This window comes from Sphingobium sp. JS3065, assembly GCF_026427355.1.
In the GTDB taxonomy this organism is placed as follows: domain Bacteria; phylum Pseudomonadota; class Alphaproteobacteria; order Sphingomonadales; family Sphingomonadaceae; genus Sphingobium.
In genome coordinates this window covers 2,251,818-2,267,948 of the sequence record NZ_CP102664.1, presented here as the reverse complement: position 1 = coordinate 2,267,948, position 16,131 = coordinate 2,251,818, and the positions used below count along the sequence as shown (strand labels likewise).

Annotated in this window: 24 protein-coding genes and 1 tRNA gene; 1 reads left to right on the top strand and 24 read right to left on the bottom strand. The window is 61.9% G+C overall.

Going from position 1 to position 16,131, the window contains the following annotated elements; translation table 11 throughout:
* Window positions 1-11 precede the first annotated feature (11 nt).
* The 12 genes from NUH86_RS10975 to NUH86_RS10920 all read right to left on the bottom strand — a co-directional run bounded on the left by NUH86_RS10975 (window position 12) and on the right by NUH86_RS10920 (window position 8,945).
* Window positions 12-407, bottom strand: coding sequence for a hypothetical protein (locus tag NUH86_RS10975; RefSeq protein ID WP_267249538.1), 396 nt, complete (start codon window positions 405-407; stop codon window positions 12-14).
* A 2-nt stretch (window positions 408-409) separates the two neighbouring features.
* Complete coding sequence (locus NUH86_RS10970; RefSeq protein WP_267249537.1) at window positions 410-865, bottom strand: hypothetical protein; 456 nt, start codon at window positions 863-865, stop codon at window positions 410-412.
* A complete protein-coding gene (locus NUH86_RS10965) occupies window positions 865-1,194 on the bottom strand; it encodes a head-tail adaptor protein (protein WP_267249536.1) in 330 nt (109 codons plus the stop codon). The genes NUH86_RS10970 and NUH86_RS10965 overlap by 1 nt, the downstream gene beginning before the upstream one ends.
* Window positions 1,191-1,478, bottom strand: coding sequence for a head-tail connector protein (locus tag NUH86_RS10960; RefSeq protein ID WP_267249535.1), 288 nt, complete (start codon window positions 1,476-1,478; stop codon window positions 1,191-1,193). Before NUH86_RS10960 ends, NUH86_RS10965 begins: the two co-directional genes overlap by 4 nt.
* Complete coding sequence (locus tag NUH86_RS10955; protein ID WP_267249534.1) at window positions 1,478-2,203, bottom strand: hypothetical protein; 726 nt, start codon at window positions 2,201-2,203, stop codon at window positions 1,478-1,480. Before NUH86_RS10955 ends, NUH86_RS10960 begins: the two co-directional genes overlap by 1 nt.
* Window positions 2,196-3,542, bottom strand: a complete 1,347-nt coding sequence (locus tag NUH86_RS10950) for a phage portal protein (protein WP_267249533.1) — start codon at window positions 3,540-3,542, stop codon at window positions 2,196-2,198. The genes NUH86_RS10955 and NUH86_RS10950 overlap by 8 nt, the downstream gene beginning before the upstream one ends.
* Entirely contained in the window at window positions 3,542-3,820 is a 279-nt protein-coding gene (locus NUH86_RS10945) for a hypothetical protein (protein ID WP_267249532.1), read from the bottom strand. The genes NUH86_RS10950 and NUH86_RS10945 overlap by 1 nt, the downstream gene beginning before the upstream one ends.
* Before the next feature lie 54 nt (window positions 3,821-3,874).
* The gene (locus NUH86_RS10940) at window positions 3,875-5,254 is read right to left on the bottom strand and encodes a phage major capsid protein (RefSeq protein WP_267249531.1); all 1,380 of its coding nucleotides are present in this window, start codon (window positions 5,252-5,254) and stop codon (window positions 3,875-3,877) included.
* A gap of 39 nt (window positions 5,255-5,293) precedes the next feature.
* Window positions 5,294-5,914, bottom strand: a complete 621-nt coding sequence (locus tag NUH86_RS10935) for an HK97 family phage prohead protease (RefSeq protein ID WP_267249530.1) — start codon at window positions 5,912-5,914, stop codon at window positions 5,294-5,296.
* A gap of 35 nt (window positions 5,915-5,949) precedes the next feature.
* Window positions 5,950-7,536, bottom strand: a complete 1,587-nt coding sequence (locus NUH86_RS10930; protein WP_267249529.1) for a terminase large subunit — start codon at window positions 7,534-7,536, stop codon at window positions 5,950-5,952.
* A 108-nt stretch (window positions 7,537-7,644) separates the two neighbouring features.
* A complete protein-coding gene (locus tag NUH86_RS10925; protein ID WP_267249528.1) occupies window positions 7,645-8,199 on the bottom strand; it encodes a hypothetical protein in 555 nt (184 codons plus the stop codon).
* Between the two features lie 386 nt (window positions 8,200-8,585).
* Complete coding sequence (locus NUH86_RS10920) at window positions 8,586-8,945, bottom strand: HNH endonuclease (protein WP_267249527.1); 360 nt, start codon at window positions 8,943-8,945, stop codon at window positions 8,586-8,588.
* Window positions 8,946-9,130: 185 nt separating this feature from the next.
* On the opposite strand from NUH86_RS10920, the gene NUH86_RS10915 reads away from it, so the two are divergent.
* A complete protein-coding gene (locus tag NUH86_RS10915; protein WP_267249526.1) occupies window positions 9,131-9,301 on the top strand; it encodes a hypothetical protein in 171 nt (56 codons plus the stop codon).
* A gap of 70 nt (window positions 9,302-9,371) precedes the next feature.
* Here NUH86_RS10915 and NUH86_RS10910 read toward each other — a convergent pair.
* The 12 genes from NUH86_RS10910 to NUH86_RS10855 all read right to left on the bottom strand — a co-directional run bounded on the left by NUH86_RS10910 (window position 9,372) and on the right by NUH86_RS10855 (window position 16,104).
* A tRNA-Thr gene (locus NUH86_RS10910) sits at window positions 9,372-9,446 on the bottom strand.
* Window positions 9,447-9,551: 105 nt separating this feature from the next.
* Window positions 9,552-10,607, bottom strand: coding sequence for a hypothetical protein (locus tag NUH86_RS10905; protein ID WP_267249525.1), 1,056 nt, complete (start codon window positions 10,605-10,607; stop codon window positions 9,552-9,554).
* Between the two features lie 29 nt (window positions 10,608-10,636).
* Complete coding sequence (locus NUH86_RS10900; RefSeq protein ID WP_267249524.1) at window positions 10,637-10,852, bottom strand: helix-turn-helix domain-containing protein; 216 nt, start codon at window positions 10,850-10,852, stop codon at window positions 10,637-10,639.
* Entirely contained in the window at window positions 10,849-11,418 is a 570-nt protein-coding gene (locus NUH86_RS10895) for a hypothetical protein (RefSeq protein WP_267249523.1), read from the bottom strand. Before NUH86_RS10895 ends, NUH86_RS10900 begins: the two co-directional genes overlap by 4 nt.
* A 528-nt stretch (window positions 11,419-11,946) precedes the next feature.
* A complete protein-coding gene (locus NUH86_RS10890; protein WP_267249522.1) occupies window positions 11,947-12,357 on the bottom strand; it encodes a VRR-NUC domain-containing protein in 411 nt (136 codons plus the stop codon).
* A complete protein-coding gene (locus tag NUH86_RS10885; RefSeq protein ID WP_267249521.1) occupies window positions 12,357-12,956 on the bottom strand; it encodes a hypothetical protein in 600 nt (199 codons plus the stop codon). The genes NUH86_RS10890 and NUH86_RS10885 overlap by 1 nt, the downstream gene beginning before the upstream one ends.
* Window positions 12,953-13,141 carry a hypothetical protein gene (locus NUH86_RS10880; protein WP_267249520.1) on the bottom strand — a complete coding sequence of 63 codons (189 nt, stop codon included), beginning with the start codon at window positions 13,139-13,141 and terminating at the stop codon, window positions 12,953-12,955. Before NUH86_RS10880 ends, NUH86_RS10885 begins: the two co-directional genes overlap by 4 nt.
* A gap of 1 nt (window position 13,142) precedes the next feature.
* Entirely contained in the window at window positions 13,143-13,718 is a 576-nt protein-coding gene (locus NUH86_RS10875; RefSeq protein WP_267249519.1) for a hypothetical protein, read from the bottom strand.
* Window positions 13,719-13,722: 4 nt separating this feature from the next.
* Window positions 13,723-14,673 (bottom strand): DUF2303 family protein, encoded by a 951-nt coding sequence (locus NUH86_RS10870; RefSeq protein WP_267249518.1) that lies wholly within the window; start codon window positions 14,671-14,673, stop codon window positions 13,723-13,725.
* Window positions 14,674-14,687: 14 nt separating this feature from the next.
* Window positions 14,688-15,113, bottom strand: a complete 426-nt coding sequence (locus NUH86_RS10865) for a hypothetical protein (protein WP_267249517.1) — start codon at window positions 15,111-15,113, stop codon at window positions 14,688-14,690.
* Window positions 15,110-15,355, bottom strand: a complete 246-nt coding sequence (locus tag NUH86_RS10860; RefSeq protein WP_267249516.1) for a hypothetical protein — start codon at window positions 15,353-15,355, stop codon at window positions 15,110-15,112. The genes NUH86_RS10865 and NUH86_RS10860 overlap by 4 nt, the downstream gene beginning before the upstream one ends.
* Window positions 15,352-16,104: a site-specific DNA-methyltransferase gene (locus NUH86_RS10855; RefSeq protein ID WP_267249515.1), complete on the bottom strand. Its 753-nt coding sequence runs from the start codon at window positions 16,102-16,104 to the stop codon at window positions 15,352-15,354. Before NUH86_RS10855 ends, NUH86_RS10860 begins: the two co-directional genes overlap by 4 nt.
* Window positions 16,105-16,131 lie beyond the last annotated feature (27 nt).

Below are 16,131 nucleotides of genomic sequence, written 5' to 3'. Positions count from 1 at the left end.
GCAGGCTCCTTTTAGAGGGACTTCCACCACACGAAAAAATCAGCGCTGATGCCGCCCACGGCGCCCACGCCATCGACATCGACAAAGGGCATGTCCCTCTCGCTCTCGAGGAAGGACATGCTGAAGGCAGTCTGGCCGACCGTTTTCGCCTGTTCCATTTCAGCCTTCAGGGCGTTGAAAACGGGCTCGAAGTCGCGGACTTCCAAGCCGATGCTGTCGAACTGGATGCGGCTGCCATAATAGCCACTGTCGCCATTGTGCGTGTACTGGATGCCCGGCGAGATCTTGTAGAGGACGATAGCGGGCAGGGGGTCTCCCTGCTTTCGCTTGTTCCAATAGACGCGGCTTCCGACCAGGCCCGCGATCGTCGGGTTGGCTACCAGCCGAGAGCGAAGATCGATGCGCATCGTCACCGCCCTTTTTTGGCCAGCCGTTGGGCCGACTTGTAAATTTCATCCCAGAGCAGCGCGCCGATGGTGTCCAGAACCTCTTTTTGAACGCCGTCCCAGGCGGGTCGGGCGTGAGGCTGCGGCGCCTGATGCGCGTTTCCGAACTCGGCCTGGATGCCAGCCGGGTCGTTCGTCCCGGCGTAGACTTCCGCAAAATTCTTGCCTTCTTTCCGGGCCATCTTTGCTTGGCTCTTATTGAGCCTGGTGCCGATCACGTAACTGTCCCGCAGCGTGCCGGGCGGTCGATTGGGGGTGCTCTGAGGATCAGCATCGACCGGCGCGAGACTGCGCACATCGTCGATGAACGGCTCCAGCGCCTTCTTTCCGGCACGAACAAGGGCGGCCCGTGCGGTCGACTTCGGCAGTTGGCCAAGAGCGAAATCGAGGGCGGCTAGCCCTTCCACCTTTTCCGCCATCACGTTGCCGCCCTAATTGCCGTCAGCCGGACCCCCTCATTAAGACCGAGATCCTGCTTCGCGGTGATGTTCCAGATGCCGCCGTCGAACGCGATCCGGTGATTGATCACGCTGATGGCGCGGGTTTTGCCGTTGCTCAGCACCTCGAAGGATGCCACCTGCGAACCGCCTTGCTGCGCCGCCTCCCGCTGTTCTGAGCCGGTGCCATAGTAGACTGCGGCGTATTCCTGCCCGAACTCCGCCCATGTCTCTTGCTCGCCGCCATAGCTATCTTCAACCGTCGTGCGCGCCTCGATGACTATGAGGAATGGGCGATTGCGGGCTTTCATGCGACCGCCGGATCCCGGTCCCTATGAAGCAGCGCCTTCGCGGCATCGCTCAACGGCTCGCCCTCATCGGAGAAGAAAAGGGCCCGAAGAACGAGAATGATCGCAGCCTTGATCCGGAAGGGGACAGTTTCCGCTGTCCATTCCTGTTCGGCAGCATCCTTCTTGATGTAGCCCATGACAATGTCGGTTGCCATTTCAGCGTCGAGCGCGATCGTCGCGTCCTGGTCGTCGGAGAGCACTCCGAGTTGAGTCTTGGCCTCCGCAGTGGTGATAAGGGCGACCATCAGCGCACATCCTTCCCATCGCGCCCCTTCTTGACGCACAGGGTCCATTCGCCCGCATCCGGCTTTGCAGTGGTGGCCTTATCGCAGTGCCACAGACTCCCTCCCCAGGTGCAGACATCACCTTCGGCATAATCCTGACCCTCCCCCCAAACGCCGCGGTAGATCATCACGGGGAAGTTCAGTTCGAAGCTATGCTTCGTTCCACCATGGATGAACGACATTTCGATCGTGCGTTGACCGGTTGGAACGATATCGAAGTCGTCGAGCGTGAAGGGTGGCGCGTCCTTGCCGTCAGTGCCGTCGCGACCATCCTTGCCGATGATAGACCCAAGCTGTTTCGTTCGACCATCTGTCAGCGTGAGAACGAGATGGCCATCCTTGTCGATAAGCGCGTCAGCAAGGCCAACTCCGTCCTTGCCGTCAATTCCATGTGCCCCATCGCGTCCGTCAGCACCGTTCTCGCCCGCGGCCCCGGGTTCTCCCGGATCGCCTTTCTCCCCCCGCTCAGCAGGCGGCAGCGCTGCCACTGCGGCATCGATCATTTCCTTGACCCGATCCATGTCCACTTCGCCAGCCGGGCCTTGCTCACCCTGCGGGCCCTGCTCGCCGGGGATGGCCTCGGGAAGCTCGCGGTCTTCCAGCGCAGCGATGCGCGAGTGGAGGGGAGCAGTTGCCACCTTCACTGCCTCTGCGATGATGTCCGCGACATCGCTCAGTTCAAGCATTCATGCGCTCCTGGACCTGTTCCCGCAGGAACGCCTTCTGTTCGGCGCGGCGTTGTGCCCGCTCTTCCTCTGTCGGATCTGGCGCGACTGGCTCTTGTGCTGGCGCATCGATCGGCTGCGCATCGCGACGAGCCAGCCATTCAAGGCTGTGGTCCTGCTCTTGCAGATAGACGGTATTCCCGCCCTCGACTGGCTTGCGATCGAGCTTGGCCCGCTGCTCGTTGACGGTGAGCTTGCCCTTGCTCTTTTCCAGAACATCCATCTGCGTGGCTGCATCCATGCGAAGGAGGTTCTCGGTGTCGAACTCAGTGCCTAGCGCCTCACCAGTGCCGAGACCTTCATCCAGGCAAAGCTCGATCGCTTCGATTAGCACCTGAAGGCACTGGCCATAATATTCAACGTTGAGCGCCTGGACATTGTTATAGGTAGGCTGCTGGCCGATGCCGACCTTGTACGGAGGGACATGGTAGGTTGAGCAGACGACCTCCGCTGACCATTTTAGCTGTTCGACCAACTGAGCGTCGGTGGCCTTCATCGACATCGCTTCGAATTTCAGTCCGTCCCCCAGCACGGCGACCTTCCCGGAATTCGCACCAGAATAGTTATTGTCCCAATGGTCCTTGAGCCTGGCGGCGGTCTCGTTGCTGATGGCGCCTGGCGCAGTCAATATGCCGCCGGGCCGCGCGCCATTTTGGAACATTCTGGTGCTTGCGGTCTGCACAGCAAGACCCTGGGTCGCCGCGAGACCATTCGCGAAGATTGGAGATAGGCCGACAAGAGGATGAAACAGGCAGTTGTAGCGATCATGGATGATCTCCCGAGCTGGGACGATCACGCTTTCCGTCACGCCGGCCAGGTCATCGATCTGTAGATCATAGAAGACGCTGCCATCAGGTGCGACCAGTGGCGTCACCCGGTCGGGGTTGAGCACATAGAGCGCCGTGACGACGTTGCGGGCGTCACGCTGCTTGAGGACATACGTATTGCCGCGCTGGAGCTTTGAGAGCACCCATGTCTCAAAAAATTGAATGCGGTTCTGATAATGGTTCGGCTTGCGAAGGACAGGGCTATAGGCGGGACTCTTCACCTCAGACCAGATGCCGTCGCTGTCTTGCGCGACCAGCTTGACGCGCAGTTTGGCGACGTCGCTGGCGATCAGGGTCTGGCAGGCGAACACCGCGTGATTTGCAACGACAGCCGCCTGGTTTACCTTAACATCCTGTTGCCATGCACCTGGCGAAGATTCGAAGACGATCGGCCACCAGCCGCCGCGGTTGTCGACGGGTGAGAGCCCGGTCGCAGCCTTTGTGCGCGTTATGGTGAGACCGAAGATGCGCATCAGGCTTCCGCACGCGCTTCCGCGATCTTGGCGGACAATTCTTCTTCACTCCATCCGTGGTATGGGCGTTTGCCCAATACCTCGACATACTCGGCGCGCAGGGTATCGATGTTGGACGCACGCTGATCTTGGGGAACCGCCGCGTCGTCCAAAGCCAAACGGGCGCGACCGGTCGCAACAAGCGCGCGACCATCAGCCGAGTTCCGAGTGGTGAAATAATCACCGGCTTTCAAACGTCGGGTGGCGTAGGTGAAGGCCTTCGCTGCGACCAGTTGCATCAGCACTACTCCAGTAAGGGCCGGGCGGAACTTTTGGTCCCGCCCGGCTTGTCATTAGGGGGTTACTTCGGGCGTGCCGTAATCGGCATCGCCGATATAGGCGACCGCGCTGGCGCGGCGCTTGGCGAAGTTGAGAGGTCGCACGACCTTGATGGCCACCGATTCCGTCTGGAACATCGACACGACGCTGGCGTTCGCCACCGGCGTGTCGCTGGCGCCATCCGGGGCACTATCCATCTGGATCGCCGCCTCGGTCGACAGCGAAACCTCAACGCCGCGGTCGCCGATCTTGTAGATGTCGGATGGCTTGAGCAGGATGAGGTCGCCAGCACCGACGTTGCCGCCGGCATTGAGCGTGTCGCCCAGGAGTGCGCCGCCATTCGCGGACAGACCCGGGAAGGCGAAGTTGCCCATGACATTCTGCATCAAGCCAAGGGCTTTCGCCAGCGACTGGGTTGTGACGAATTCGAGACCATCAGCGTTGTTCGCCGCGATGAAACCTGCATAAAGCGCCTTCACGTCGGCGATGACGCCTTCAACATCGGGGCCGGCACTGGTGCCGGCAGCCAGCCCGTTCAGAATGCCAGCCGGCGAGACACCGGCTACGGCCGCCGAAGCGCTGAAAAAGGTCTGATCGACACGCTGAGCCGACGCGTTGACGAGGGAATCTCGCACAAGCATTTCTGCCGCCGGCGACGAATCTCGCAACAGTTCCTTCGACACCACGGCAAGCGCCGCAACTTTCAGGGGCGTCAGGTTGACGTCCATGAAGTCAGCCTTGCTGACCGGAATCGACTTGGACTGACCGACCCAATAGGCGGTCGCGGTTCCATCTTGGCCCGCGATGTTGATATTCGCCGGAACCTCGCGCAGCGGCAGCTTGTCGAACACGGTGCGGCTGTAGAGATAGTTGATGAAATCACCGGTGTAGCGGTCAATATGGACCAGTTCGGCACCCCATTCCCCGCCGTCAGTGCCGCCGCCAGCAACCGCCGCGCGGACGACCTGTACCAGATTCGGATTGCTCTTGCCCCAACGCTGCTGGGCAATGCCCGCCGCTGATACCCCATCGAGGCGCGCGAGGGTCTTGGCGATCACCATCCGGGTATAATTCTGACCCTCGAACTTCTCGTCCTGGTCACCCTTGATGATGATCTGCTGGCCGCCGCCGTTGCGCGACTGGTTGCCCTCATCCTGGGATTTGCCCTTGATGGGAGCCGCTTTCTCAGCCTGCGCTTTTTCCATGGCGCGGAGGCGCGTCAGGTGCTTGTCGATCGCGTCGATGTCGGCCTGGTTGCCGTCGAATTGCTCTTCCTGCTCGGCATCGAGCGTCGAGCCGGCGTCGGCGGCCTTGGACATGATGGTTTCGTTCGCGGTGACCAGGGTCGCCCGCTTCGCCTCGAACGCGGCGATCTGTTCGGCAATGGTGGCCATTGCTCGCTCCTTTCTTTGGGTGATACCCCAGATGGGGGGTCAGGACCGCACGATGCGGTTGATGACAAAGGGTTTTGCCCTGACGCGGGCGGCGTCATCCAACTTCACGACACGCGATTTGCCGGGCGCGGCAGGCGATTCGGAAGGCAGAATTTCAAGGTCGGGAATGCCCTGAGCTTCCCTGAGAATGCGATCAAACTGCTTGACTGCCGTGATGGCGGCATCCGGGTTCGCGGGAATGGTGACGCCCGACAGCTCCAGCCAGTCCCACTCTTCGAAGTCGATGCCGCCATTCTCGATGAACGAATATTTCAGCGGCCGGAAGCCGATCGACGTCGCGCGGACCAGCTTGAGTTTCAGGCTCAGCCACGCCTCGTCCAGCCGATCCTTGAGCTTGCCCGGTTCGTCAGTCTTCTCAATCTGGGCCTTGAACCGAATGCCGCTGGGCCTCGGGTCGGCATCGATGACGTGGCCAACGGGCTCGTCATGGCGATGCTGCCAGAGAAAGGGCAAGGGCAAACTGAATTTTGCGCCCATGGGGCGGACGATATCCTGCGACCGATCAGGCGTCGGCGTAGTCGCCACCCCCTCGATGATGCGCCGATCGTCATCGGCGGCCTTGATCTCGATGAACGAGTAGGCGCGGGCCAGATTGCTCATGGCAATTTCCTATCTTTTACGTGAGTAGACCCTGATCAGAGGATCAGCATCTGGAATGCCTTTTCGGCTTCCGCTTCCGGGTTCCTTGTCATGAGGACAACCGCATCAAATGCGGCGATCAGCGGGTCGATCTTAGCCTTACCAGACACCTGTTTCGTAATCAGGACGGCGTTGCCGCGAGGTTCCGCCTTCGCGTTGCCGACACACCAAGACATCAACTCCTGGCCGCCGTGCAGAAGGGTTCCGTCCTTCAGCTTCCGTTCCGATCCCCAGACTGCTCCCGACAGTCGAAAACCCTGCGGAATGGCGACCATCTGCTCAGCGGTGAAACCACGGCTCGCAAGTTCGTCCACAATCGCCGTCACGCCCGCAGGATCGAGGCCGATGGCCCCCTCCTTTGGAAATAGGTTCCGCAGCTTCACGCGCTCGAGTAAGTCGGCAATTTCAACCAGGTCCTGCGTCGGAGATTCGCACCTGACCAGCGATCCCTCTCGAATGAAATCGGTCAGGCGGCTGACGATATCCTTTCGTCGCTCGAAAACATCTAACTGTGCCCACGCGCGGCACCAGAGCAGCCATATCCGAGGGTCCGTTTTCAGTCGTCCGAGCAGTCCGAGCCCGAGAAGATCGTCCAGTCCGCCGCCGTCTATTCCCGCCACCGCAACTTCAACCAGATCAAGGAACTGATCGAGCGAGCCGTCCCATAATTCAGGAGATGCGGTGGCGCCCTGCCAGTAAACAGCCCCGATCCAAGCATCATATCGCAGGCCTACGCCGATCTCGACGTTCAGGTGCTTGGCGAAGAATGTCTGCTTCTCACCGTCCTCAGCGTTGGCGACCTTACGAAACTCGGTGTCGAGCCACTTCTGGCTGACGGATAGTCCTATGTTGGGATTGGTGATGTAGAAATTGGCCGGGTCGAGATGCTCATTAGCAGCGAGCATCTCCTCCGGAAATTCATACAGGACCGGCAGGAATTCCCGGTCTTCTATAACTCCGTCGCGCACATCGCGTGCATAGGCCAGCTTCTGCTTGAACACGCCTGCGGGAGGCTTGTCTGACTGGGTGGTAAGGAAGAGGTTATACCCCTCCGCTCTGGAGATTTGTCCGCCTGTAGCCTCGCCCAGCATCGCGTCGGCATTGTTCATCTCGCCGAAGAGCCATAGCTCGTCGACGAGGACGCGACTGGCCTTCTTGCCCGCGACCGTCCGCGCATCAGCGGCCACAACCTTAAGTTTGGCCTTCGTGGTCATATGCGTGATCAGGCGAAGATGATCCTGCACATGCAGAAGATCGATCAACTCTTCATCCGCCCGCACCATAGCGGCGGCGGGCCCGAAGCTGTTCGCGGCGACCTCGATTGTGGGTGCGAGAATCAGGTTTTCATCATGCTCGCGCCAGCCGCAAATCAGTTCGGTAAGCATGATACCGGCCGCAATGGTCGACTTTGTATTCTTCTTGCTCACCAGTAGCATTGCATTTTTAATCAACTGATCGCCGGTCTCCGGATCGTATGCTCCGAAAATCGCCGCGGCGAAATCTAGTATCCAATCGGCGCATGCCTCGCCGATCGTAGGCTGGCCCGGAAGGTCAACAATCTTGAGCGATGTAAAGACTGCCATCTTCGCCTCTGCTGAAGCGGGGAATAGCGGCTCGAACGGTATGAGCGATCGGCGTTCCCGAATCCGGCGTTTCCAGTCCGGGCACGCGGTGGTCCATGTGACCACGGCCTATTTCACCGCTTTGAGGCTAGGAGGTCCAATGGGGCGGAACCGGCCGGCGACCGCGTCTGCTCGTTCTTGCTTGGCGGCCTTCTTGCCCTGTGGCGCCGAGGCCTCGTTGATCGTCTTCAGCGCCAGTGCCAGCGTCTTCAACGTGTTGGCGCGTCCGGGCAGACTTACCGCCCGCATCAGTGAATTTCGCTTGGCATCATCCTCATCGTCGGCCGTCGCCTCGATAATCAGGTCTTCAAGTTCGCCACGGCGGCTGGTCACGACGTCCAGCTCATCCAGCATTCGGGCGACCAGCGAGCGCCCACTGTCGGCGATTTCACCGGCGGCGAGCGGCCGCTCAGGGTCTGAGGGCGGAGGCGGGGGAGGCGATCGGTCAGGTTCGCACCGGTTCGCACTGCGAACTGCGCGCTTCCAGCCCTCCGCCTTCGCGCGCTTACGAATAGCGGTGTCAGAAATCTCATGTCGATCAGCTATTTCCCTGATCGAATCTTCACCAGCCAAGTATTCGAGTTCGATGCGAGCCCAGTCGGAAGAAGTCTTTCGGGTTGCCATTTGGCATCATCCTCCAGCGAAAGTTCGCACCTCCGACCCTTCCACTAGGAAAAAATCTCTGCGTGTGGGCACCACCGGTCGGCAGAAGAGGCGCCTTTCAACTTTGGGCGCACCCCCCCCCCCGGGGGTGGGCTCCGGATCAGCGCGAGGGTCTGTCCGGACGCTGTCGAGCAGCGCTCTCAGCGACATGCACGGGATCACCGCACACGGGGCACGAGACCGTCAGGAAAGCACCGTCCCTTTGGTCATCGGTGAACTTCGCATCGCGGCGAAGGAAGCGCAGGGAGGACTTGCACTTCCTGCAGTCAGCGTCGAATTGATCGTTTTCCGGCAGGAGGCCGCGGCGGGTCACTACGATGGCCATGCTGTTATTCCTATTTCCGTTTTCAGATCAGCCCATCGCGCTCCGCCTTCTGCTTCGGGCCATCATGGCATGCCTTGCAGAGCGTCCACAGATTGCGCTCGTCCCAGAAGCGGACCTCATCGCCTCGATGAGGCGTGCGGTGATCGGCCACGAGCAGAGAGGTGTTGCCCTGAACTTTCCCGCACCCTGGCCACTGGCATGTGAAATTATCACGCACGAAGATTTTCATGCGCAGTTGGCGCCACCGTGCGGTGCTGTAAAGCCGCCGCCATGGGGAGAACGTCTTACGGTTGGCTTCCTTGCGAGACGGATCGGGAGCAAGATAACCGAGGGTTTGCTTCAGAGGGGACAACCGGCTGCCAACAAACTTTAACTTGCCCATGTGCCCACACCCTATGCTTAATGGCGAAGGTGGCAGCGCATTTCAGCCTCACCCAACCTCTATGGAATGAAATTGAGAAGCGACAAGATGTCGTTCGGTGTCACAACACGGACTTCATCACAGGCGACACATGGATATCATTCAAGCCCATCGAATCGGAGCAGGAGGTAGATATGAGAACGTCAGTGGACGCCGACTATCTGTTGCAGAGAGCCCAGCAAGAAGCGCGTAAGGCCAGGGAAATGACCGAGCAGGGCGGCCACAAGATGGCGATCTTCGCACACCGCGAATTGGCGGTGATGTATCAGGCGAAGGCCATGCTCATGAAAGACAGCGCCGGGGCAACCTCCCACTGACCTGCTGCCGCTGGCCTATCCATCCAGGGGTGACCGAAAGGCCAGCGGCTTCCATCTTTGCCGATGAAACTGGAGCTAGGGGCGGGACTTGAACCCGCAGCCTTCTCATTACGAGTGAGCGGCTCTACCGTTGAGCTACCCCAGCAGAAACGATAAATCCGCCCGACGCTCATCAGCTTCGGGCGGATTTATCCAAGGCCGTTTTTGGAACATTTCGGGGCCACTTGCAAGCCAAAAAGAGAACGGGTTGCTATGCTGCCTCTTCTTCCACTGCGCCAAGCCGTGCCCGGATGATGTCGGCTATATCCTTCCATTCCTTCAGCAAGCCGCGTTCATCAAGGAACTCGGGATCGATGTCATAGAGGTGGCAGCGCGTGACCTGCTCCTCCGCGATCTCCAATGCGTCGACCGTGTCCTGGTCGGTCGCCGCAGAATGGCGCCGGGCAGGCCCGCCGAGCCAGCCGGGAATGACCTTCTGACCCGCGTTGAGAGCATCAACGGTATGCCGATCCACCATTGAGAAGGCGTGCGCCACACACATCGGCCAGCGGTTCAGCGCATCGAGCAGGAAGCGCTTGGCCTTGCGCTTATGGACCCGGTAGCGATGGGCGGCGACGGAATAGCCGATCGTATCGCCAACGATCATATCCAGCACCATCTGCCGGGGCAGGGGCAGCATGTCGCGCCAATAGCCATAAGCCAGATGCATCCGCACGCGGTAGACGCTCTCCGCCGCCATGCCGCCCGTCCGGCGCGACTGATCAACGCGCGCTTCGAGGCTGGCGACCTTGACCGCAACGTCGGCCTCCAGACTGCGATAGACGTTCGCGATCTGCGCCGCCCATTCGAGCTGGTCTTTGTCGATCGTGCCGTTGCGATGCAATTGGACGAGCGAGCCGTCATGTGTGCGCGTCGAACGGTCCCATGTCTCGGGCGTCCCATAGGCTTTATGGTTCCACGATTCGCGCACCTGCACCGCTTCCTCGATGCCGGGCTCCAGCCGAACCGGACGTTCGATCAGCTTGGGCTTGCTGCGGCCCTTCCGCTTGCCTTCGGTCACGCGCTCAATGGGGCGCGGCAGACCCAGCACCAGATGGTCGATGCGCTGGCGCTCGCGTTTGCGGGCCGCATCCATCCGCGCCAGCCGGGCATTGAGCGCGGTGACGCGGTCAGGGTCACGCGCCGCATCCTCGATCAGCGCCTGGCGCGCCGCCGCGATCATGGCCGAGCGCGCTTCGGCTGGGCTCGCACCCTCGAAGACCTCGCCCAGCCTATTCACCACTTCAAATTTCGGCTTGTCCGCCATGTCCCCGTAAACTCCGTTCTCTTCCTGTTCTACTGATGCGACGCGCTGAGTGCCAGCGGCTGGTAGAGGTTAGCGAGGTTCACGCCCAGCCTGGTAAGGGCCTGCTCGATCGCTATGACCCTCTCTTCGGTCGGGATGCGCGTGCCTTGCTCCCAGCGCTTCACCGTGCCGCGGTTCACGCCGACGGCCTTGCTGAAGCGGTCGCGGGACATCCCGGTCAGACGGCGGGCGTGCCTGATGTTCATGCTGCCGCTCCTACGCTCTTGCCCATCGGATCGGCGAGGATATGGCCGAGCAGCTTCGCCTCATCCTCCGTCAGCATCTCCTGCGGCTCCGTCCACTCCCGGTCATGCTTGAGCAGAATCATGCGGGCGATGCTTTCGCGGCGCGTCCGGCGCCCCTTGATGGGAGCGACGATCTTCTCGATCTCGGCCACCGTGGGGAAGAAGCGGCAGGTGCGGACGATCACGTCAAATGCGGCGTGCAGGTCCGGCAGAGCATGGACGCTGAGCGCGCGGGTGTAGAGGTTCAGCCGCTCCTGCGCTTCCTTGTCGGTCAGCTTCGGGCTGGGCATCATCACCGCGATGCGGCCGATCATGCGCTCGATCTGCTCGCGTGCCGGCATGGGCGGCTGACAGGAGGCGACGTAATCGCGCAGATGCCCGGCACTCACCGGGCCGACGACGGGCAGGTCAGTGAAGCTCTGGTTCTCCTCCAGCAGCGCGTCGAGCTTCGGCGGCAACGACGGCTCGGACCATCGGATTGGCTGGCTCGTCTCGGTCCTGGTGGTGATGGCGGTTTGTGCGGTCATGTCGATTGTCCTGGCGAGGGTCGTAGATCGCGGCCCATCCTCTGGCCGCAGCGTGTTCGATCAGGCGGCCGGGCGGCCATTCCTCGTCCGACAGACGGGCAATGTCGGCCATCAGCCGCTTGTGCGCCGTCGGTGTATTCGGAAGGTTCTTCCGCCTCCGGTTGGCCAGCAGGTCTCGCCAGTGCTCCGGGGCGACGCCGTCGGGCATCGGAAACTGGTCGGCCTTACGCGTGCGCGGGGTAACACCCTCGGGGGTATGGGTGGGGGCGGGGGGTTGTTGGGGGTCTGGGGGAAGAAGGGGGGAGGGGGCGGGAAAGGGGGCTTCGACCGTGACATCACGTGCGGTAACGTGATCTCCCGTGACGTCACGTGACGTCACGCGACGGCGGGAGGAGCGTTCGCGATCACTGGCACGGCGGCCCTCTATGGCGGCGCGATCTGCCTGCGCCTGCGCGGCCAGCATCGCCACTTCGGCGACGAGGTCGGCAGGCGTGCCAGCCGCGATCAGACGTGCAAGCAAGTCGGCGTTCACTTGATCCACCCCCATTCGCGGACGGCGGCGAGCGCCTCTTCAGGCTGGCGGATCATAGCCCAGCACATACCGCGCGACAGCAGAAGGTCGCGCCACCAGATCTGCTCGTCTTCGAGGTCGTTCCCGATCTCGCGTTTCACTTCCATGAAGCCGATCTCCAGCGGGCGCTTGCCGAACAGGATCAGGTCAGGGAAGCCGGGACGCAGACCGTCAGCGCGCATGGCGGCCATCTGCTTGATGCGGGCGATCTTATCTCCTGCGAGGTGCGCACCGTTCGGCACATGGGCCGCTTCGATGCCCTGCATGGCGAGCAGGCGGATGGCGCCGCGCTGTACAGGCCGTTCAGCCATGCCGCCGGCGCGTTTGCCGCTCTTGCGTGCGGGCTGGAGATACCAGGCGCGCGTCATCAGATCATCCCCGATGCGACGCCGCCCAGCGTGTAGGGCCCGGTGTCGGTGGTGGGCTTGAACTTCGGCGCCACGGTGGCCTTGCCTTCGCGGATGAGCTTGAGCTGGCGCTCAAACGGCGTCAGCTTCGCCTGGTCGGCCGCGATCTGCTGTTCGATGATCTGGCGGGCCTCCAGGGCAGGCACGCCCTTCTTATTCACGAGATCGCGGTACTGGTCGCGCAGATGCATCGGGCACCAGCCGAGATAGCGTTCGGTCTGCATCCGGCCGACCCTGATGCGAGGCTCCGACCCTGCACCCTGGGCAGCATGGCCTAGCCCACTCTTGCCGAGCGCGCGGCCAGCCTCGCGGCGGCGCGCTGCTTCGTCCGGATCGCTGGCCAGCCGGGCGCGAAGGCCCTCGGACGTGCGGCGGATATGCTCGGCCTTGAAGGCAGGATCCTGCATCCGCTTCTTCATGGAAGCGCGCGCCTTTTCCACCTTGGCGCGATCCTGCCCATTCACGGTGCCGATGCACGAACGGCAGAAGCGCGTCTTGCGGCGGGGGAAATCCTTGATCTCGCGACCGCAGCCGCCCTCGCATTGGAAGGTGTTGGTCATCTGTCCTGCGCCTCCCCGCGGAGCCGGGCGGCCGTTTCCATGATGGCAGTATGCTCGCGGCGCTTCGCCGATATAGCGGCCTTGCTCGCCACCCGGCGCCGTTCGCGCATGGCGACGACGGCGGGGTGGGGAAAAATCCGGCGATAGGCGTTCACCAGCCGGGCGCGGATGTACAGCGCGCTCATCTTAGGCGGCCCACTTCGCGCTGATCGCGCCGAGCTGCTGCTTCAGCGTGGCGATCTCGGCCAGGAAGGAGGCTTGCGACTCCTGATGCAGCTTCTCCAGCGCGGCGATGTCGCTGCGCAGGGCCTGCACCTCATCGGGCTCCTTCAGTTTTCCGAAGCAGGTTTCCCGGTACTCGACGACAACAGCGACAGAGAGGCCGGTGTCGGCAGCGATGCGGGTATCATCCCAGTTCTGGGAGAACACGCCCTTGTTCGGGTCGAAATGGTTCTGGAGCAGACTGAACATCTGGGCCTGCGCGCGCATGGCGTCAGGCGAAGGCTTGGCCGACATGGCTTTCCTCTCATTGGCCTTGGAGCGGCAGCCGGGGCAGATGTGCGGATCGAGCGCCCAGCCAGCCTGCGTGAATTTCTTGTCGATCTGCTCCGGGGGCATCCGCACGCTCAGCTTCAGCGAACCCTCGTGCGGGCAACGGCTGCACTGGAGGAAGGCGGTTGCCGTCGGCGAGCCCACGCCAGGCCGGATTTCCATCCGGCGGGCCAGCACGCCATTGCGATACGAATGCTCCCGGTGCTTCATGGGTTTATTCCGGGGCGCCGACGAAGATCGGGAGGCTGGTTTTGCTGGCCACCTCTTCGAGCGCTTCATTGAAGGCCGTTTCGAAAGTCAGGTCGGGACGCCACAATTCATACCAGAACAGCAGCCCATCGCTGGTCTTCCGGTAACGGAAGCGGGCGATCAGGCGGAACACCTCGGTGGAGCGGGCGAACACCGGGATGGTGATGGAGAACATCGTCGGAAGAGTAAGGGGCTTGCCGTCGCCGTCCGTGTGCTCACTGTCGAAGGTGAATTGCGCTTCACCGGTCGAAAGGTTCTTCGCTTCTTTGATGACTGCCCGCTCATAGACCTGAAGCCCGCGCGAGATCTCGACCAGCTTCGAAGGTGTCGCGAGCGAGCCGCGATTGGCGCTGACGAAATCCTGCGAGGCCTTGGCAAACACCTCTACCGGGTCGGCGGATACGTCCACGATGTTATCTTCGATAAACCGGGCGAAATCACCCATGCCCATCGGCTTCGCGTTCATGTTGATCCAGGCTTGCCATTCCTTGGACAGCGGAAAGGCATAGCTGGCCTTATGGCGCATCGCTTGAACGGCGTTCACCGATGCTTCGCCATCGGTCTCTGCGTTGTCCGGATGGTAATCGAAAATGGCGGTCAACGACGGCTTGGTGAAATCGTCGCTGGCGAAGATCGCCGAATGCAGAAATTTGAACCGGTTCACCAGATCGATGAAGGATTGAAGCTGGGTCAGCGCCACGATGCCGGTACGGTGGAGCGGGAAGGGGCGGAAGGCATCCCACGAGTGCGGTGACACTGGGGTCAGGCCGCCGGGCGTCATGGCGAAATGCGCTTTCGTGCCGTCGCGCGGGTCCGCCAGCTCGACCGGCTTCGCCTGGATGTGATTTTCGGCAACCGTGAAGGCGGTTTCCATCAATTCGCCGGTGCGGTCTGCAACAGTCTTGGTATCGGTCATGTCTACGTCCTTGTTCAGCCGCGAACGACGCGGGCTTCGGTGTTGATTTCGCGGATGGAGCCGAACAGATTTCCTTGGTTCGGCTTATTGGGGCTCAACCGGCCGTCGCTGGTGAACCACGCCACGGTCGCGCCGTGCTTCTCGACGGGCAGCTTGAACGCGAGGCTGGGCGTCAGCACCGAAAACTCGCGATCATGGTCATAATCGACCTCGATCGTCAGCGTGATCTTGCCCTTGGCCTTCTTGCCGGTGTCGATGCCGACCGCCTCCAGCTTTGTGGCGAATTCACGCAGAGGCTCGCAGCTGTCTGCATTGAACTGGCCATCCTTCAGCATGAGGATGAGGTCGGACAGGGTGGAAGCTGCGGGGAAACGCCGCCCACCGTCGGCTGCGGTCTGCTCGATCAAATCCCCGCCGCCGGGGTCGTCCTGATTGTTCACTGCTTTTCTCCTGAGGCAGGTTCAGATCCGGTGAGATGCAGGCCCTGCTCAACCTGCTCCACGAAGGCGGCCAGGCGTGCGCGCAGGAGCGATCCGCTCTCCGCGTCGACCGTCCCGGCGGCGATGAGGTTGGTGACGGCGGCGATCTGCCACCGGCCGAACTCGGCGACCTGCGCGCGTTCGGCGGTGCGGGCCTGCGCGGTCACCTCGGCGAAGGTGCGGCGGCGGTAGCGGCGCGTCATGCGGCGCGCTCCAGTCCTTGCGCGGCGGCCAGCCGGGCACATGCGGTGGCGAAGTGCTTCGGGTTCTTCTCGATGCCGATGAAGGGGCGGCTGGCCTTTACCGCGGCGACGCCGGTCGATCCGGTGCCCATGAAGGGATCGCAGATCAGGCCGGGCGCGCAGTTGGTGATGATCTTGTCCATCACCGCATCTGGCTTCACGGTCGGATGGCTGAAATCCTTGGCGCGGCCGACCGGCGCGATGATCTGCCGGCGCTTGTCGGCCAGCTCACCATGCGGATGATAGTCGCGGTTCCAGGCGTGGATGTAGAACTCGGTGTCCGGCTGGTAATGCTTGTTCGCCACCGGCATCGGGTTCGACTTGATCCAGGAGCAGATGACGAAGCGCGAGAAGCTGCCGGCGAGATAGGCCGTCAGATCGGGGATCTGGTCGTTATGGCAGAAGACAACGACGGAGCCGCACAACAGCGGATTGATGATCTCGTGATCGAACCCATCCGCCAGCCCTTCGGCCTCGATCTGGTCGGTATGGCCGCGCGCGGCGCGGAACCGTCCACCGCCTGACGTCTCGAACTCATAGGGCGGGTCGGTCACGAGGTTGGGAACCCAGCCGAGGCGGGGCAGGATCTCGTAGCAGTCGCCCAGATACAGCGTTGCCGCGCCGATGATCACAGCGGTCGGCGCGGCAGGCAAAGAAAGAGCGTTCGCGGAACTGGCCATCGCCAGCGCCGCGCCATTGGCGTCGGTCATGGTTCACTCCAGGGCGATCAGCGCCCG